Origin of the sequence: Hydrogenophaga defluvii, from assembly GCF_042665235.1 — a bacterium.
GTDB lineage: Bacteria > Pseudomonadota > Gammaproteobacteria > Burkholderiales > Burkholderiaceae_C > Hydrogenophaga > Hydrogenophaga defluvii_A.
In genome coordinates this window covers 14,352-31,496 of sequence record NZ_JBHTBZ010000068.1, presented here as the reverse complement: position 1 = coordinate 31,496, position 17,145 = coordinate 14,352, and the positions used below count along the sequence as shown (strand labels likewise).

Genomic DNA, 17,145 nt, shown 5'->3' with positions numbered 1-17,145 from the left:
CACGTCACATGCCCGGCAACTTGGGCATGCCCTTGCCCATGCCCGGCAGGCCACCCATGCGCTTCATCATCTTCATGAGGCCGCCGCCCTTCATCTTCTTCATCATGCCCTGCATCTGCTCGAACTCCTTGAGCAGGCGGTTGACCTCTTGCACGTGGACGCCCGCCCCGGCGGCGATGCGGCGCTTGCGCGTGGCCTTGATGACGTCGGGCTTGCGGCGCTCCAGCGGCGTCATGCTGCAAATGATGCCTTCCTTGCGCTTGATGTCTTTCTCGGCGCGGCTCAGGTCGGCCTCGCTGGCCTTGGCAGCCATGGCGCTGGGCAGCTTGTCCATGAAGCTGGAGAGGCCGCCCATCTTTTTCATCTGGCGGATCTGGTCAAGGAAGTCGTCAAGGTCAAATCCCTCGCCGCTCTTGACCTTGGCGGCCAGGCGCTGGGCCTGCGCCATGTCCACACCGGCGGTGACCTGCTCGACCAGCGCCACGATGTCGCCCATGCCCAGGATGCGCCCAGCGTGGCGCTCGGCATCGAACACCTCCAGCCCGTCGATCTTCTCGGACACACCGGCAAACTTGATGGGCGCGCCGGTGATGGCACGCACCGACAGCGCCGCGCCACCCCGCGAATCACCGTCCATCTTGGTGAGGATGATGCCGGTCAGCGGCAGAGCTTCCTTGAAGGCCTTGGCGGTGTTGATCGCATCCTGACCCTGCATGGCATCCACCACAAACAGCGTCTCCACCGGGTTGAGCGTGGCGTGCAACTGCTTGATTTCAAGCATCAGCGCCTCATCAATGGCCAGGCGGCCGGCGGTGTCCACCAGCAGCACGTCGAAGTGGTGTTTGCGCGCGTAATCCAGCGCAGCGTGGGCGATGTCCACCGGTTTTTGGTCAGGCGTGCTCGGGAACCACTCGGCGCCCGCCTGTTTGGTCACGGTCTTGAGCTGCTCGATGGCCGCCGGGCGGTAGACGTCGCCCGAAACGGTCAGCACCTTTTTCTTGCGCTTTTCGATCAGGTGTTTGGCCAGCTTGGCGGTGGTGGTGGTTTTGCCGGCGCCTTGCAGGCCTGCCATCAGGATGACCGCCGGCGGCTGGGCGGCGAGGTTGATGTCGGCCACGCCCTGGCCCATGGTGGCGGCCAGCTCGCGGTTGACCACACTCACCAGCACCTGACCCGGCGTGAGCGAGCCCACCACCTCCTGGCCCAGCGCCTTCTCTTTCACGCGGGCCACAAAATCGCGCACCACCGGCAGGGCCACGTCGGCCTCCAGCAGGGCCAGGCGCACCTCGCGCATCATGTCGGCCACGTTGGCTTCGGTGATGCGGGCCTGGCCGCGCATTTCCTTGACGATGCGTGAGAGTTTTTCGGAGAGGGCTGAGGCCATGATGAAAACCGGTTGGAAAGCCGCCTGCAGGCGGCAGCGGCGCCGCGTCGGGTGGGACGGGACCGTTAAACTGTGCAGATGATTTTAGCCGCGAGCCCCTGGTGGAACACCGCGCTGGCCCTGGCGGCCGCGCTGGGCTATGCCGCGTTGGCCCTGGGACGCCTGCGCTGGCAGGCCCCTGCACAGCGGACCCTGATGAGCGCCACCTGGCTGCTGCACGCGGCGGCCCTGATCGCCGGCTTCAGCGCCGATCCGCCCAAATTCGGCTTTGCACCGGCCTTGTCGGTCACCGCGTGGCTGGTGTTGGCGGTCTATGCCGTGGAAACCTGGGTCTACCCCCGCCTGCAATCCACCCTGGCGCTGGCCGGCCTGGGCGCGTTGGCGGTGCTGCTGGCCTGGGTGTTTCCCGGCAGCGACCAGCACAACCTGCCCACCCAGTGGCTGCCGGTGCACTGGGCACTGGGCGTGGCCTCCTATGCCATGTTTGCGCTGGCCGTGTTCCACGCCTGGCTGATGCGCCGGGCCGAACAGGCCATGCGCACCGGCCGCGACGCCTCGCCTGGCCTGCCCCTGCTGGCCCTGGAAGGCCTCACCTTCCGTTTTGTGGGCGCGGGTTTTGTGCTGCTGAGCGCCACGTTGCTGGTCGGCGGCTGGTTTGCCCACGAGCTCACCGGCGGCTGGGTGTGGAACCACAAGACCGTGTTTTCGCTGCTGGCCTGGCTGACCACCGCCGTGCTGCTGTGGGGCCGTTGGCGCCTGGGCTGGCGTGGCCGCACCGCCGTGCGCGTGTTGTACGCGGGCGCCGGTCTGCTGCTGCTGGGTTACGTGGGGTCGCGCTTCGTGCTCGAAGTGTTGCTGCAACGCGCATGAAGTTCGTGCTGGTCATCCTGGTGGTGCTGGCCGGCGTCTGGCTGTGGCGGCGCAACCGCGCCGAAGAAGCCCGCGACGAGCCGCCCGCGCCTCAGGCACCCATGCCGCCGCCAGCAGCACAGCCCCCGGCCGAGATGGTGTCTTGTGCGCACTGTGGCCTGCACCTCCCGGCCCTGGACGCTGTGGCGGGCGCGCGAGGCACCTACTGCAGTCAGGACCACCTGCGTCAACACGAGGCATGAGGCCCTGACATGAACCGAACCGATGCGGCATCGACCTTCGTGCCCAGCTGGTTCCAGCCGTCCGACCACGGTGCACAGGCACCCGGCGACACCCACGCTCAGTCCTTCAACCGCCTGTGGACCGCTTTCATGCAGGCCCGGGTGCTGGTGGCGGTGGTGTTGCTGGGGCTGCAGGCCTGGGTCAACACCATGGCTGGCAGCAGTACGCCCTGGCTGGTGGGGCTGACGGCCGCCTACCTCGTGTCCACCCTGGCCTCGTTGCGGTGGTCGCCACGCAGCGATGGTGGGCGCCGGGTCGACCTGCGCTGGATCTGGACGTTGGTCATCGACATCACGGCCTTCGGCTGCCTGCAGTTTTTCCAGCAAGGCAACTTCAACTACACGCCGCTGTTTGTGCTGCCTTTGCTGCTGGCATCGGTGCTGGGCACGCTGTTGTTGAGCCTGGCCACCGCAGCAGCTGTCACGCTGTTCCTGCTGTTCGACACGGGCTGGAACCTGCTGTCCAGTGGCGCCGAATCGACCACCCGGCTGTTGCAGACCGGGCTGACCGGCACCGGCTTTTTTCTGGTCGCGCTGCTGGCCAACCAGCTGGCACTGCGCCTGGCGCGCGAGGAGGCGCTGGCCCAGAGCAGCCAGCGTGCCGCGCGCACGCAAGCACGGGTGAACGAACTGGTGATCGAGGGCTTGTCCGAGGGGGTGCTGGTGATCGACCAGCAAGGCCGCGCACGGCATGCCAACCCGGCCGCCGAAGCCATGTTGCACACCGAAGGCGTCCCGGTGGACGCGTCGAACGCCGTCGATCTGGGCAGTCCACAAGCCTGGCAGGCCGTGCTGCAACTGGTGCAGCGCACCTTTGCCACCGGCACCGCCATGGAGGAGGAGGTGCGGCTTGACCTCGGCCAGGGTGTCAACCGCAAGCTGCTCGCGCGCACCCACCTGACTGGGCAACATGGCGAGGCCTCCGAGCACCTGTGCGTGGTCTTTCTGGAAGACCTGCGCGAAATGGAGGCGCGTGTGCGCACCGAAAAACTGGCGGCCATGGGCCGCATGTCGGCGGCCGTGGCGCACGAAATCCGCAACCCGCTGGCCGCCATCTCGCAAGCCAACGCCCTGCTCGACGAAGAGCTGCAGGCGCCCACCCAACGCCGGCTCACGGCCATGATCGGACAGAACGCGCAACGGCTGGCCCGCATCGTGGACGATGTGCTCAACGTGGCGCGGCTGGAGCCCGGCATGGCATCGACGGGCCAGGGCCCGGCCCTGCCGCTGGATCTGCACACCCACACCATCACCCACGACTGGGCACAACAAAACGGCTGCCAGCCACTGGTGGAGGTGCGCGCCCACTGCCCGCAGGTGCATGTGGGCTTCGACCCCGAGCACCTGCGGCGCCTGCTGGTCAACCTGCTGGACAACGCCTTGCGCTACGCCAGCGGCACGCCCGCCTGCATTCTGGTGAGCACCGTGCCTGTGGGCTTGCACCGGGTGCGCCTGAGCGTGTGGAGCGACGGCCAACCGCTGGATGCGGGCGTGCGCCGCCACCTGTTTGAGCCCTTCTTTTCCTCCGAGAGCCGCAGCAGCGGGTTGGGCTTGTACATTTGCCGTGAACTGTGCGAGCGTTATGGTGCGCACATCAGCTACCAGCGCAGCCTGCTGGAGCAACGCGATGGCAATGAATTTGCCGTCGATCTGCCGCGCCTGAACCGCCTCGCGCCCCAAGCCTGACCATGTCCACCACCCCGCCCTTCGAGATTCTGGTCGTCGACGACGAGCCCGATCTGCGCACCCTCTACGAGCTCACGCTGCTGCGCGAGGGCTACCGGGTGGAAGCCGCTCAGGACCTGCGCGAGGCACGCGCCGCCCTCGAAGGCCGGCGCTTTCACGCCATCATCACCGACATGCGCCTGCCGGACGGCCAGGGCATCGAGTTGCTGCGCGAAATCAGCCGGGCCCAGCGCAACGAGCGCGCCATCGTCATCACCGCCCACGGTTCGGCCGAAAACGCGGTGGAAGCCCTGAAATGCGGCGCCTTCGACTACCTGACCAAACCGGTGGACCTGAAGCAGTTCCGCAGCGTGGTGGCCTCGGCCCTGCAGAGCATGCCGGGCAGCGGTCCCCTGGCCACACGGGGGGCCAGCGCCGTGCCGTCACCGGACGCAAGCGGCGCACCGCCGCTGGCCCGCATCGTGGGCGTGTCGGCACCCATGGTGGCGGTGCGCCAGCGCATCGAGCGGGTGGCGCGCAGCATGGCACCGGTGCTGGTGCAGGGCGAGTCGGGCACGGGCAAAGAACTGGTGGCACGCGCCCTGCACGGTTGCAGCCACCGCGCCAGCGGCCCATTTGTGGCGGTCAACTGCGGCGCCATTCCCGAGTCGCTGATCGAGGCCGAATTTTTTGGTGTGCGCAAAGGTGCCTTCACCGGCGCATCACAAGACCGCGAAGGTTACTTCCAGGCGGCCCACGGCGGCACGCTGTTTCTGGACGAAATCGGCGACCTGCCGCTGGCCATGCAGGCCAAGCTGCTGCGCGTGGTGCAGGAGCGCCAGGTGCGCGCACTGGGCGCCGTGCAGGAAGACAACATCGACGTGCGCCTGGTCAGTGCCACGCACAAAGACCTGGCCGCCGAGGTCAAGGCCGGTCACTTCCGCCAAGACCTGTTCTACCGGCTCAACGTGATCGAGGTGCGCATGCCTGCCCTGCGCGAACGACGCGAAGACCTGCCCCAGCTGGTGCAGGCGCTGCTGCGCCGCATCTGCACCGAGTCGGGCCAGCACCTGCCCCTGTTGGACCCTCTGGCGCAGGACTGGCTGAACCACCACCCACTGCCCGGCAACGTGCGCGAGCTGGAGAACCTGCTGCACCGCGCGCTGGCCCTGTGCGACGGACAGATCATCACCCTGAACGACCTCAGCGACGGGGCCGGCGAATGGGCCGAGACACCGACGCCTGACGCCCCACCAACGGCCAGCGACGAGGCCCTGCCCGAGGCCGCAGCGCCGCCCGCCGCCGCACCGTCGGACCTGCAGGCTTTTCTGGACCAGCAGGAACGCGAGGTGCTGGTGCGTGCGCTGCGTGAGGCCAACTACAACCGCACGTTGGCCGCCACCCGCCTGGGCCTGAACCTGCGGCAAATCCGCTACCGCATCCAGCGCCTGCAAATTCCCATGCCCAAAGACGCCGTGGACCATGACGAGTGAGGTGGCGCCCCACTGGCTGCCGGGAGTGCGCCACGTGCCGTCGCCCAACTTCGGCCCCCGACCCGACCCGACCGACATCTCGCTGATCGTGGTGCACTCGATCAGCCTGCCACCGGGCTGTTTTGGTGGCGGCGAAATCGAAGCCCTGTTCTGCAACCGGCTCGATTGGGACGACCACCCCTATTTCCAGACCATCAGGGGCATGGAGGTGTCGACACACTTCCTGATTCGTCGCACGGGCGAGGTGGTCCAGTTTGTGGCCTGCGACCAGCGCGCGTGGCACGCCGGCCGCTCGCACTGGGCGGGACGCGACAACTGCAACGATTTCTCCATCGGCGTCGAGCTCGAAGGGCTGGAAGGTGGCCTGTTTGAGCCCGCGCAATACGGCGCACTGGTCGACCTGTGCCAGCGCCTGGCCCGGCGTTACCCCGTGCGCGCGGTGGCCGGCCACGAACACGTGGCCCCCGGCCGCAAGGCCGACCCAGGCGCCGGCTTTGACTGGGCCCAGCTGCAAAACCGGCTGGCGTGGCCGGCCCGGTGTTTTCCCCAATAGCGGCAGCCCCGATCTGGAAAGGCCCGCGCAGCCTCCACGCACCGAAGGCCCCCCAAAGCCCAAGCCCGGTGCGGGGTACAGCAGCAAATGGCGCTCCAAGGCCCGTGGCAAGCCGTTTCCAACACGCACACAGGCTTGGCCATTGGCGCCCACAGGCCCGAGCAGAAACTGCCATTTTTTCTCGCTGAAGCGCGTCTTTTTTTGCCTATTGAAAACTGGGTCGATACACTACCTGTAGTGGCTTGTCGGAAGTTGACACACTAGCTATAGTGCCTTCCGAGATTCTCGACCACGCCGAACATCCGCCGCTGAGACACCCCCATCGACAGCGCCAGGCCCAACAACATCCCAAGAGGAAGCCCATGCAGATCACCGAATCCAGCCCCACCCACGCGTCCCTGGCCGCCCAGCCTGCGGCGACCCAGGCAAGCCGCGCTCAAAGCGCAGACGCGCTGTCGCATTACCAGATCATCCGCCGCAATGGCGCGGTGGTGCCGTTTGCGCCCAACAAGATCGCGGTGGCGCTGATGAAGGCTTTCCTGGCGGTGCATGGCACCCAGGGCGCCGCTTCGGCCAGCGTGCGTGAAGACGTGGACCAGCTCACGCAGGCCGTGGTGCGCGCGCTCATGCGTTCGCGCCCCAGCGGTGGCACCTTCCACATCGAAGACGTGCAAGACCAGGTGGAACTGGGCCTGATGCGCAGCGGCCACCACGAAGTGGCGCGTGCCTATGTGCTGTACCGCGAGCGCCGCGCGCAAGAACGCGCCCAGCAAGGCGTGCCCGCTGCCGCTGCCGCACCACAACTGCACGTCACCGATGGCGGCCAGCGCGTGCCGCTGGACATGGGCCACCTGCAAACCCTCATCGCCGGTGCCTGCGCCAACCTGGGCGCTGACGTGAAGCCCGAGCCCATCGTCACCGAAACCCTGCGCAACCTGTATGACGGCGTGCCGCTGGAAGAGGTGCACAAGGCCTCCATCCTGGCGGCCCGCACCCTGATCGAAAAAGACCCCGACTACACCTACGCCACCGCGCGCCTGCTGCTGCACACCATCGTCAAGGAGGTGTTGGGCGAAGAGGTGTTGTCTGCCGACATGGCCGCGCGCTACGCCGACTACTTCCCCGGTTTCATCAAGAAGGGCGTGGAAAACGAACTGCTCGACGAAAAGCTGCTGCAGTTCGACCTCAAGCGCCTGGGCGCCGCCCTCAAGGCCGAGCGCGACCAGGGCTTTGACTACCTGGGCCTGCAAACCCTGTACGACCGCTACTTCCTGCACGTGCGCAAGACCCGCATCGAGCTGCCGCAGGCTTTCTTCATGCGCGTGGCCATGGGCTTGGCGCTCAACGAAATCGACCGCGAAGCGCGCGCCATCGAGTTCTACGAGGTGCTGTCCTCGTTCGACTTCATGTCGTCCACCCCCACGCTGTTCAACAGCGGCACGCTGCGCTCGCAACTCTCCAGCTGCTACCTGACCACGGTGCCCGACGACCTCGACGGCATCTACGAGTCCATCAAGGAAAACGCGCTGCTGAGCAAGTTTGCCGGTGGCCTGGGCAACGACTGGACCCGTGTGCGCGCCCTGGGCTCCCACATCAAGGGCACCAACGGCGAATCGCAGGGCGTGGTGCCCTTCCTCAAGGTGGTCAACGACACCGCCGTGGCTGTGAACCAGGGTGGCAAACGCAAGGGTGCCGTGTGCACCTACCTGGAAACCTGGCACCTGGACATCGAAGAGTTCCTGGAGCTGCGCAAGAACACCGGCGACGACCGCCGCCGCACCCACGACATGAACACGGCGAACTGGATTCCCGACCTGTTCATGAAACGCGTGATGGAAAAAGGCATGTGGAGCCTGTTCTCGCCCAACGACGTGCCCGATCTGCACGACCTGTTCGGCACCGCCTTTGAAAAGGCCTATGTGGCCTACGAAGAAAAGGCCGCGCGCGGCGAGATCAAGCCCTACCGCCAGGTGCCCGCGTCTGACCTGTGGCGCAAGATGCTCTCGATGCTGTTCGAGACCGGTCACCCCTGGATCACCTTCAAGGACGCCTGCAACGTGCGCAGCCCGCAGCAGCACGTGGGCGTGGTGCACTCGTCCAACCTGTGCACCGAAATCACGCTCAACACCAGCGACACGGAAACCGCCGTCTGCAACCTGGGCTCGGTCAACCTGGCCCAACACCTGAAGGACGGCCAGATCGATCAGGACAAGCTCAAGCGCACCATCGCCACCGCGATGCGCATGCTGGACAACGTGATCGACATCAACTACTACGCGGTCAAGAAGGCGCGCGACTCCAACCTGCGCCACCGTCCTGTGGGCCTGGGCATCATGGGATTCCAGGACGCGCTGTACCAGCTGCGTGTGCCTTACGCATCGGAGGCAGCAGTGGAATTTGCCGACCGCTCCATGGAAGCCGTGTGCTACCACGCTTACTGGGCGTCGACCGAACTGGCCAAGGAGCGGGGCAAGTACAGCAGCTACAAGGGCTCGCTGTGGGACCGTGGCATCCTGCCGCTGGACTCGCTGAACCTGCTGGCCGAACAGCGCGGTGGTTACGTCGAAACCGACCGCTCTGCCACGTTGGACTGGGATGCGCTGCGCGCCAAAATCGCACAGGACGGTATGCGCAACTCCAACTGCGTGGCCATTGCGCCCACCGCCACCATCTCCAACATCATTGGTGTGGACGCGTCCATCGAGCCGTCCTTCGGCAACCTGTCGGTCAAGTCCAACCTGTCGGGCGAGTTCACCGTCATCAACGGCTACCTGGTCAAGGACTTGAAGCGCCTGGGCCTGTGGGACGACGTGATGGTGATGGACCTCAAACACTTCGACGGCTCGCTGCTGCCCATCGACCGTGTGCCACAAGACATCAAAGCTTTGTATGCCACCGCTTTTGAAGTCGACACACACTGGCTGGTGGAAGCCGCCGCACGCCGCCAGAAGTGGATCGACCAGGCGCAATCGCTCAACATCTACATGGCCGGTGCCTCGGGCAAGAAGCTCGACGACACCTACAAGCTGGCCTGGCTGCGTGGCCTCAAAACCACCTACTACCTGCGCACCCGCAGCGCCACCCACGTGGAGAAATCCACCGGTCGCACGGGGCAGCTCAATGCGGTGCCCATGGGGGGTTCCGGTGGCGGACACGGTGCGATGGCGGCATCCAACGTGGCAGCCCCTGTGGCTGTGGTGGCAGCCACCGACGTGACCTTCTCGGCCATCGACGACGCGGGCTGCGAAGCCTGCCAGTGACATGACTCAAGGCACGGCACATGTGGTCACTCAGGTGTCGCATGTGCTTGTGCCTTTTTTCGATGCACCCACACAACAAACACGCGCGATGGATCGAGATGCCGCTTTGCTTTTCGATTCGCAGCTTTGATAATTCGCACACTTGGAAACCGATATGCTGACCTGGGACGACGAAGTCACGCCCTCACCGCAACGCACCCACACGCCGCCGGCATCGAACAGCCCCAGCGGTGTGACCGCCTCGCCGTCTCTGGCGATGCACACCCCCTCTCCCGCCTCCGCTTCGCTGGCCGCCGCACAGGCTTCGGCTCACGCGCAGGCACTGGCCCAAGCGGCCGTTGCCCCGCGCAGCGCACACGCCGGTGGCCGCGTCTCGGCCGCCGACAAACGCATCATCAACGGCCAGACCGACGTCAACCAGCTGGTGCCCTTCAAGTACAAGTGGGCCTGGGAAAAATACCTCGCCACCTGTGCCAACCACTGGATGCCACAAGAGGTCAACATGTCGCGTGACATCGCGACCTGGAAGGACCCCAACGGTCTGAGCGAAGACGAGCGCCGCATCGTCAAGCGCAACCTCGGCTTCTTCGTCACCGCCGACTCGCTGGCCGCGAACAACATCGTGTTGGGCACCTACCGCCACATCACCGCGCCCGAGTGCCGCCAGTTCCTGCTGCGCCAGGCTTTTGAAGAAGCCATCCACACCCACGCCTACCAGTACATCGTCGAGTCGCTGGGCCTGGACGAAGGCGAGATCTTCAACGCCTACAACGAGGTGGCCTCCATCCGCGACAAGGACCAGTTCCTGATCCCCTTCATCGAGGCGATCATGGACCCGTCCTTCAAAACCGGCACACCCGAGAACGATCAGACCCTGCTCAAGAGCCTGATCGTGTTCGCCTGCCTGATGGAAGGCCTGTTCTTCTACGTCGGCTTCACGCAAATCCTGGCCCTGGGTCGCCAGAACAAGATGACCGGTGCCGCCGAGCAGTACCAGTACATCCTGCGCGACGAGTCCATGCACTGCAACTTCGGCATCGACCTGATCAACCAGCTCAAGCTGGAGAACCCGCACCTGTGGACGGCCGAGTTCAAGGCCGAGATCAAGGCGCTGTTCGAGAAGGCGGTCGAGCTGGAGTACCGCTACGCCGAGGACACCATGCCGCGTGGCGTGCTGGGCCTCAATGCCTCCATGTTCAAGGGCTACCTGCGCTACATCGCCAACCGGCGCGCCACGCAGATTGGCCTCGAAGCCCTGTTCCCCAACGAAGAGAATCCGTTCCCCTGGATGAGCGAGATGATCGACCTCAAGAAGGAACGCAACTTCTTCGAAACCCGTGTGATCGAGTACCAATCGGGCGGCGCCCTGTCCTGGGACTGACTGGACAACACCACGCCTTCTTCACATGCGGCCTTCATTTTCAAAACCCGACCAACACGCTGTGGCAACGCCGCGCGCGGGTTTTGTCTCCCCATTCAACGCGCTGGGCACCACAAGTGGCATGCATCCACCGGCTCCCAACCCGCTGAATCGCTGCACGTCCATCCTGGGACGTGTGGTGCACTGTGCAACTTGATCAAGGAGAACAACATGGCAACTGCGAAAAAAGCTGCGGCAAAGAAAGCCGCACCGGCGAAGAAGGCGGCTCCGGCCAAGAAGGCGGCAGCACCGGCGAAGAAGGCCGCTCCGGCCAAGAAGGCGGCGGCTCCGGCGAAGAAGGCCGCTCCGGCCAAGAAGGCAGCAGCTCCGGCGAAGAAGGCCGCTCCGGCCAAGAAGGCAGCAGCTCCGGCGAAGAAGGCCGCTCCGGCCAAGAAGGCGGCGGCTCCGGCGAAGAAGGCCGCTCCGGCCAAGAAGGCGGCAGCTCCGGCGAAGAAGGCCGCTCCGGCCAAGAAGGCGGCAGCTCCGGCGAAGAAGGCCGCTCCGGCCAAGAAGGCGGCAGCGCCGGCGAAGAAGGCCGCTCCGGCCAAGAAGGCGGCAGCTCCGGCGAAGAAGGCCGCTGCGCCCAAAAAGGCTGCTGCACCGGCGAAGAAAGCCGCTCCCGCCAAAAAAGCCGCCGCGAAAAAGGCGCCCGCCAAGCCTGCCCCTGCACCCGCAGCACAAACCACGCTGAACCCGCAGGCCGCATGGCCTTTCCCCACTTCCAGCAAACCCTGATTTCAGGCCTCGCTGAAAGCCAAAAGCCCGGTGCAATGCACCGGGCTTTTTTCATGGTCAGGGCGCCACGTTGCGGTCAGCGTCGCTGAGTTGGTAGTTCTGCGGACCCCGGCTGGCAATTTTGCGCGCGCCCATGCGGTTGCCCAGCGCCGCACAACGCGCCAGGGGCCACCCCTGAGACAAGCCCCACAGCAAGGCCGCACGGAACGCATCGCCACACCCCGTGGGATCGAGCACCTGTTCGGCACGCTCGCCCGTCACACGTTGGGCCTGGCCTTGTTCCCAGAGATCCACACCGTGTTCACCCAGCGTCACCACCAGACCACGCACCTGTTGCGACACCTCGCCCAGGCTCCAGCCGGTGCGCTCGCTGAGCATGTGCCCTTCGTAATCGTTGACCGCCACCCAATCGGCCAGCTCGATGAAATGGCGCAGCTCGGCACCGTCGAACATGGGCAGGCCCTGACCAGGGTCGAACACAAACGGGATGCCCGCCGCATGGAACTGCTCGGCATGGCGCAGCATGGCCTCTCGGCCATCGGGCGCGATGATGCCGATGTGGCCTGCTCCCTCTGCCCGAATGGGATTGAGGTGGGCCTGCGCCATGGCGCCGGGGTGGAAGGCCGTGATCTGGTTGTTGTCGCGGTCGGTCATGATCATGGCCTGTGCCGTGTATTCGGCCGCCGCCACCTGCACGTGGCTGGTGTCGATGGCCAAGGCCTTCAGCCGCGCCAGGTAGTCCTGCCCGTCGTTGCCCAGCGTGGCCACCGGCGTGACCGTTGCCCCGAGCTGGCGCAGACCGTAGGCGATGTTGCCGGCACAACCGCCGTACTCGCGCCGCAGCGCGGGCACCAGAAAGGACACGTTGAGGATGTGCAGTTGCTCGGGCAGGAGCTGCTCGGCAAAACGCCCCTCAAAAGACATGATGGTGTCGAAGGCCAGCGAGCCACAAACGTAAATGGACATGGTGTGAAGAGGTGAGCGGTCAGGGATAAAAAACCAGGGTCCGGTAGCCGGCCAGCGCGTCCCCCGCCGGCCCATCGATGAGCACATCGATGCGCAAGGTCAAGGTGTTGTTGGCGGGCACGGTGGCCGGCGCCACCGGCAACTCGGCCGGAAGGATCACGCGACGCAACAACAGTTGGTCGCGCACATCGGTGAGACTCAATTCGAGCGCGGGCATGGCGAGCTCGAACACCGAGGCATTGCGCAGAACGACCTCCAGTGCGTAGCGGCCATTGCCCCGGCGCGCCAGGGTGGTGCTGTCGATGCTCAACGCCTGCACCAGCCGCAACGGCTCGATCTGGCACCCAAGCGGCTGGCACAAGGTTTCCAGGGCGGGGCGCAGATCGGGCCGCAGGGCCGCGATCCGATCGCGCTCGAACAGCACCCATTGCAACAACAGGCCGGCGCACAACAGCAGGCTCAGCACGCCAAGACCCCATCGCACCGCTGGGCGCGCCCACCAAGCGCGGCGCTGCGCCTGGCGCACAAACCCCACCTGCTCGGGGAATGCGGCCAGCACCGCTTCGTTGGCCGCCAGATCGTCTGCCTCGGCTGCGGATGGCGGCAGCAGCTGTGCCGCAGGTGGCAGGTCGTACATCGAGTCCTGCGCATCGTCATCGGATGGCAAGGCACTCGGAGGCTCGACCAACGGCACCACCGGCGGCTCTGGCTCTGGCTCTGGCTCTGGCTCTGGCTCTGGCTCTGGCTCTGGCTCTGGCTCTGGCTCTGGCTCTGGCTCTGGCTCTGGCGACGGAGGCACCACCGCCGACCAGGTTTCCGCTGGCGCCTCGACCGTTGGGGCTGGTTCAGGGGCGGACGGTGGCAACGGCGTCAAATGGGCCGAGGCATCAAACACCTCGCCACATTGCCCACAACGCACCCACCCATCCGAAATCTTGAGCTGATCGGACACCACCCTGAAATGGGTGGCACAGGCGGGGCATCGGGTGACGAAGCTCATTGCCGGCGATTGTAGGGGGGCGCACGCCACCCCTTGTGCAGGGCCAGCTTCACATGGTGCGGGCGTTGCCGCTAAAGTGGTTCCCTTGTTTCGCCTTCAGATGCCATGAACTACACGCAAAAACTCACACTGTCCATGCTGGTGCCCACAGGCATGGTGGCCGGCGCCGGCGGCGCGGTGGGACTGGGCGCATGGTGGTTGCACGCACAGGCGGCCCAAGCCACGCCCGAACAACTGGCGGCCTGGATAGCCACCGGCGGCTGGCTGGTGGTGGTGCTGACCGTTGCCTGTGTGGTCACCTGCCTGGGCTTCACGGTCTGGATACGGCGCACCGCCACCCGGGTACTTGGCGCCGATCCGTCGCGCGCGCGGCGTGTCCTTTCGGACCTGGCTGCGGGCCAGCTCGACATGGACATCCCCCAAGCGCCAGCGAGCAGCCTGATGGCCTCGCTGGGTCAGCTGGTGGGGCAGCTGCAGTCCAGCCTGGGGCGCATTCAGACAGCCACCCACACCGTCTCCGAGGTATCGGGCGAGATGGCACAAGGCAACATGGACCTGAGCCAGCGCACCGAACAAGGCGCCCAGCGCCTTCAACAGGTGGTGCTGGACATGCAAACCCTGAGCCAGCACATCGCTCAAGCCGGTCAGGCAACGCAGGAAGCCGATCAACTGGCGGCCCGCGCTGCCACGGCGGCCCAGCAAGGCGGCGAGGTGGTCACCCGGGTGGTGTTGACCATGGACGGCATGCACGCGGACAGCCAGCGCATGAACGACATCATCGGCGTCATCGACAGCATCGCTTTTCAGACCAATATCTTGGCCCTGAACGCGGCGGTGGAGGCGGCACGCGCGGGCGAACTGGGGCGTGGTTTTGCTGTGGTGGCGGCGGAGGTGCGCACGCTGGCCACACGCAGCGGCGCGGCGGCCGCCGAAATCCGGCAGCTGATCACGACCTCCACGCGCAAGGTGGCCGACGGTGCCACACTGGTGCGCGACGCCGGCCAGGCGATGCAGGACATAGTCCACACCGTGGGCGAGGTGGGCCGCGTGATGGGGCGGCTGAGCCAATCCAGCACACAGCAGGCCCACAGCGTGACGGGGATGCAGCAGGCCATCGAGGACCTGGACCACATGACCCAGCAGAACGCGGCCCTGGTGGAAGAATCTGCCGCCGCAGCCGACCAGCTGCGTCAGCAGGCGCAACAACTGGTGGGTGCCGTGAGCATGTTCAGGTTGCGCGGATCACAGCAGGCCATCGCCTGGGCAGCGTGATGCTGGCTCAGCCACGCCGTGCGGTCATCAGCACCCAGCCGTCCAGTTCGTCGGCCACGTCCAGCACCAGCCAGGGTGCGTAGGCGGCTTTGAGCTCGTCGACCTGGCGCGACAGGATACCGGCCAGCACCAGGTGGCCGCCGTCGGCAACAAAAGCACAGAGCAGCGGCGCCAGCACCTTGAGCGGCGTGGCCAGGATGTTGGCCAGCACCACCTGGTAGACGCCCTGCGCCTGGTCGGGCAAACCCGCGTGCAAGGCCACGTGGTTGTTGGCCGCGTTCAAACGGGTGGATTCCACGGCAGCAGGATCGATGTCCACCGCCACGATGTCGTTTGCACCCTGCTTGGCCGCGCCTATGGCCAAGATGCCCGAGCCACAACCGTAGTCGAGCACGCGCTGCCCCACCAGATCGCGCGCGGCCACCCAACGCAGGCACATGCGTGTGGTCGGGTGGGTGCCAGTGCCAAAGGCCAGGCCCGGGTCCAGGCGGATGACCTGGCGCGCCTGGGCCGGCGGCTCGTGCCAACTCGGCACGATCCAGAAAGTGGGCGTGATCTCGACCGGATCAAACTGCGACTGTGTCAGGCGCACCCAGTCCTGGTCGGCCAGGGTGGTGATGGCCAGCACTTCGCAGCCATCGAAAAAATCCTGCACCTGCAGCAACGCTGCCGCTTCACGCGCTGCGGCCTCTTCACCGAACAAGGCCACCACACGCGAACGCTGCCAACCGGCCTTGGGCGGCGGCATGCCGGGCTCGCCGAACAGCGCCTGCTCGGCCTCCGTCAAGGCATCGGCGTCTTCCACCGACACGCTCAAAGCGTCGAGCGCCTCCAGCGCCTCGCTCAGCGTCTCGACGCGGTCTTCGGGGGCCAGCAGGGTCAGTTCAAACATCAGCGAACTCTTTTGGAGAGCCACTCTTCGAGGTAGTGGATGTTGGTGCCACCGGCTACGAAGTTGGCGTCCACCATCAGCTCGCGGTGCAGCGGGATGTTGGTGAGGATGCCCTCGACCACCGTTTCACTCAGCGCCGTGCTCATGCGCGCCAGCGCCTGCTCGCGGGTATCGCCATGCACGATGATTTTGCCCACCATGGAATCGTAGTTGGGTGGCACAAAGTAGTTGGCGTACACATGCGAATCGACCCGCACACCCGGGCCGCCCGGGGCGTGCCAGGTGGTCACACGGCCAGGCGAAGGCGTGAACTTGTAGGGGTCTTCGGCGTTGATGCGGCACTCGATGGCGTGACCACGCAGCACGATCTGGCGCTGGGTGAAGGGCAACTTCTCACCTGCGGCCACTGCGATCTGGGTGCGCACGATGTCGATGCCCGTGATCCACTCGGTCACCGGGTGCTCCACCTGCACACGAGTGTTCATTTCGATGAAGTAGAACTCACCGTTCTCGTACAAGAACTCGAAGGTGCCGGCGCCACGGTAGCCGATCTTCTTGCAAGCGGCTGCGCAGCGTTCGCCGATCTTCTCAATCAGGCGGCGCGGGATGCCTGGCGCCGGCGCCTCCTCGATCACCTTCTGGTGGCGGCGCTGCATGGAGCAGTCGCGCTCACCCAGGTAGACCGCGTTGCGGTGCTGGTCGGCCAGGATCTGGATCTCGATGTGGCGCGGGTTCTGGAGAAACTTCTCCATGTACACCTCGGGGTTGCCAAAGGCCGCACCCGCTTCCGCCTTGGTGGTCTGCACCGCGTGCAGCAGGGCCGCCTCGGTGTGCACCACCCGCATGCCACGCCCGCCGCCACCGCCTGCGGCCTTGATGATGACCGGGTAGCCAATCGCCTTGGCGGTGCGCTTGATCACCGCCGGGTCGGCCGGCAAGGCACCTTCGGAGCCCGGCACGCAAGGTACACCCGCGCGAATCATGGCCTGTTTGGCCGACACCTTGTCGCCCATCAGGCGGATGGATTCGGGGGTGGGACCAATGAACTTGAAGCCGCTTTTTTCCACCCGCTCGGCAAAATCGGCGTTTTCGCTCAGGAAACCGTAGCCAGGGTGGATGGCCTCGGCATCGGTCACCTCGGCGGCCGAAATGATGGCCGGCATGTTGAGGTAACTCTGGGCCGACGGCGCCGGGCCGATGCACACGGCCTCATCGGCCAGCTTGACGTATTTGGCGTCGCGGTCGGCCTCGGAATAGACCATCACCGCCTTGATGCCCATCTCCCGGCAGGCGCGCTGAATCCGCAAGGCGATTTCGCCGCGGTTCGCAATCAGGATTTTCTTGAACATGGCGC

Annotated in this window: 14 protein-coding genes and 1 pseudogene; 9 read left to right on the top strand and 6 right to left on the bottom strand. The window is 65.8% G+C overall.

Annotated elements, in window-relative coordinates:
• Positions 1-4: 4 nt before the first annotated feature.
• A complete protein-coding gene (gene ffh, locus ACFQU0_RS18465; protein WP_382203195.1) occupies positions 5-1,384 on the bottom strand; it encodes a signal recognition particle protein in 1,380 nt (459 codons plus the stop codon).
• 78 nt (positions 1,385-1,462) lie between these two features.
• On the opposite strand from ffh, the gene ACFQU0_RS18460 reads away from it, so the two are divergent.
• From ACFQU0_RS18460 to ACFQU0_RS18425, 8 genes are all read left to right on the top strand, one after another.
• A complete protein-coding gene (locus ACFQU0_RS18460) occupies positions 1,463-2,254 on the top strand; it encodes a cytochrome C assembly family protein (protein WP_382203194.1) in 792 nt (263 codons plus the stop codon).
• Positions 2,251-2,496: a PP0621 family protein gene (locus tag ACFQU0_RS18455; protein WP_382203193.1), complete on the top strand. Its 246-nt coding sequence runs from the start codon at positions 2,251-2,253 to the stop codon at positions 2,494-2,496. Before ACFQU0_RS18460 ends, ACFQU0_RS18455 begins: the two co-directional genes overlap by 4 nt.
• 9 nt (positions 2,497-2,505) lie before the next feature.
• Positions 2,506-4,221 carry a sensor histidine kinase gene (locus ACFQU0_RS18450; protein ID WP_382203192.1) on the top strand — a complete coding sequence of 572 codons (1,716 nt, stop codon included), beginning with the start codon at positions 2,506-2,508 and terminating at the stop codon, positions 4,219-4,221.
• A 2-nt stretch (positions 4,222-4,223) separates the two neighbouring features.
• On the top strand, positions 4,224-5,693 hold the full coding sequence (locus ACFQU0_RS18445; RefSeq protein WP_382203191.1) for a sigma-54-dependent transcriptional regulator: 1,470 nt from the start codon (positions 4,224-4,226) through the stop codon (positions 5,691-5,693).
• Positions 5,683-6,246, top strand: coding sequence for a 1,6-anhydro-N-acetylmuramyl-L-alanine amidase AmpD (ampD, locus tag ACFQU0_RS18440; protein ID WP_382203190.1), 564 nt, complete (start codon positions 5,683-5,685; stop codon positions 6,244-6,246). Before ACFQU0_RS18445 ends, ampD begins: the two co-directional genes overlap by 11 nt.
• A gap of 362 nt (positions 6,247-6,608) precedes the next feature.
• Positions 6,609-9,506: a ribonucleoside-diphosphate reductase subunit alpha gene (locus ACFQU0_RS18435; protein WP_382203189.1), complete on the top strand. Its 2,898-nt coding sequence runs from the start codon at positions 6,609-6,611 to the stop codon at positions 9,504-9,506.
• A gap of 154 nt (positions 9,507-9,660) precedes the next feature.
• On the top strand, positions 9,661-10,887 hold the full coding sequence (locus ACFQU0_RS18430) for a ribonucleotide-diphosphate reductase subunit beta (protein ID WP_382203551.1): 1,227 nt from the start codon (positions 9,661-9,663) through the stop codon (positions 10,885-10,887).
• Positions 10,888-11,097: 210 nt separating this feature from the next.
• A complete protein-coding gene (locus ACFQU0_RS18425) occupies positions 11,098-11,661 on the top strand; it encodes a histone (protein ID WP_382203549.1) in 564 nt (187 codons plus the stop codon).
• A gap of 57 nt (positions 11,662-11,718) precedes the next feature.
• On the opposite strand, the gene ACFQU0_RS18420 is transcribed toward ACFQU0_RS18425, so the two are convergent.
• The 3 genes and pseudogenes from ACFQU0_RS18420 to ACFQU0_RS18410 all read right to left on the bottom strand — a co-directional run.
• Positions 11,719-12,627, bottom strand: coding sequence for a carbohydrate kinase family protein (locus tag ACFQU0_RS18420; RefSeq protein WP_382203188.1), 909 nt, complete (start codon positions 12,625-12,627; stop codon positions 11,719-11,721).
• 19 nt (positions 12,628-12,646) lie between these two features.
• Positions 12,647-13,294 (bottom strand): DUF3426 domain-containing protein, encoded by a 648-nt coding sequence (locus tag ACFQU0_RS18415; protein ID WP_382203547.1) that lies wholly within the window; start codon positions 13,292-13,294, stop codon positions 12,647-12,649.
• A 228-nt stretch (positions 13,295-13,522) separates the two neighbouring features.
• Positions 13,523-13,627 (bottom strand): annotated as a pseudogene (locus ACFQU0_RS18410) (zinc-ribbon domain-containing protein); the annotation flags it as partial.
• A 105-nt stretch (positions 13,628-13,732) separates the two neighbouring features.
• Between ACFQU0_RS18410 and ACFQU0_RS18405 the strand changes: the two are divergent.
• Complete coding sequence (locus tag ACFQU0_RS18405; protein ID WP_382203187.1) at positions 13,733-14,899, top strand: methyl-accepting chemotaxis protein; 1,167 nt, start codon at positions 13,733-13,735, stop codon at positions 14,897-14,899.
• 7 nt (positions 14,900-14,906) lie between these two features.
• On the opposite strand, the gene prmA is transcribed toward ACFQU0_RS18405, so the two are convergent.
• Complete coding sequence (gene prmA, locus ACFQU0_RS18400) at positions 14,907-15,791, bottom strand: 50S ribosomal protein L11 methyltransferase (RefSeq protein WP_382203186.1); 885 nt, start codon at positions 15,789-15,791, stop codon at positions 14,907-14,909.
• A complete protein-coding gene (accC, locus tag ACFQU0_RS18395; RefSeq protein ID WP_382203185.1) occupies positions 15,791-17,140 on the bottom strand; it encodes an acetyl-CoA carboxylase biotin carboxylase subunit in 1,350 nt (449 codons plus the stop codon). The genes prmA and accC overlap by 1 nt, the downstream gene beginning before the upstream one ends.
• Between the last annotated feature and the right edge of the window lie 5 nt (positions 17,141-17,145).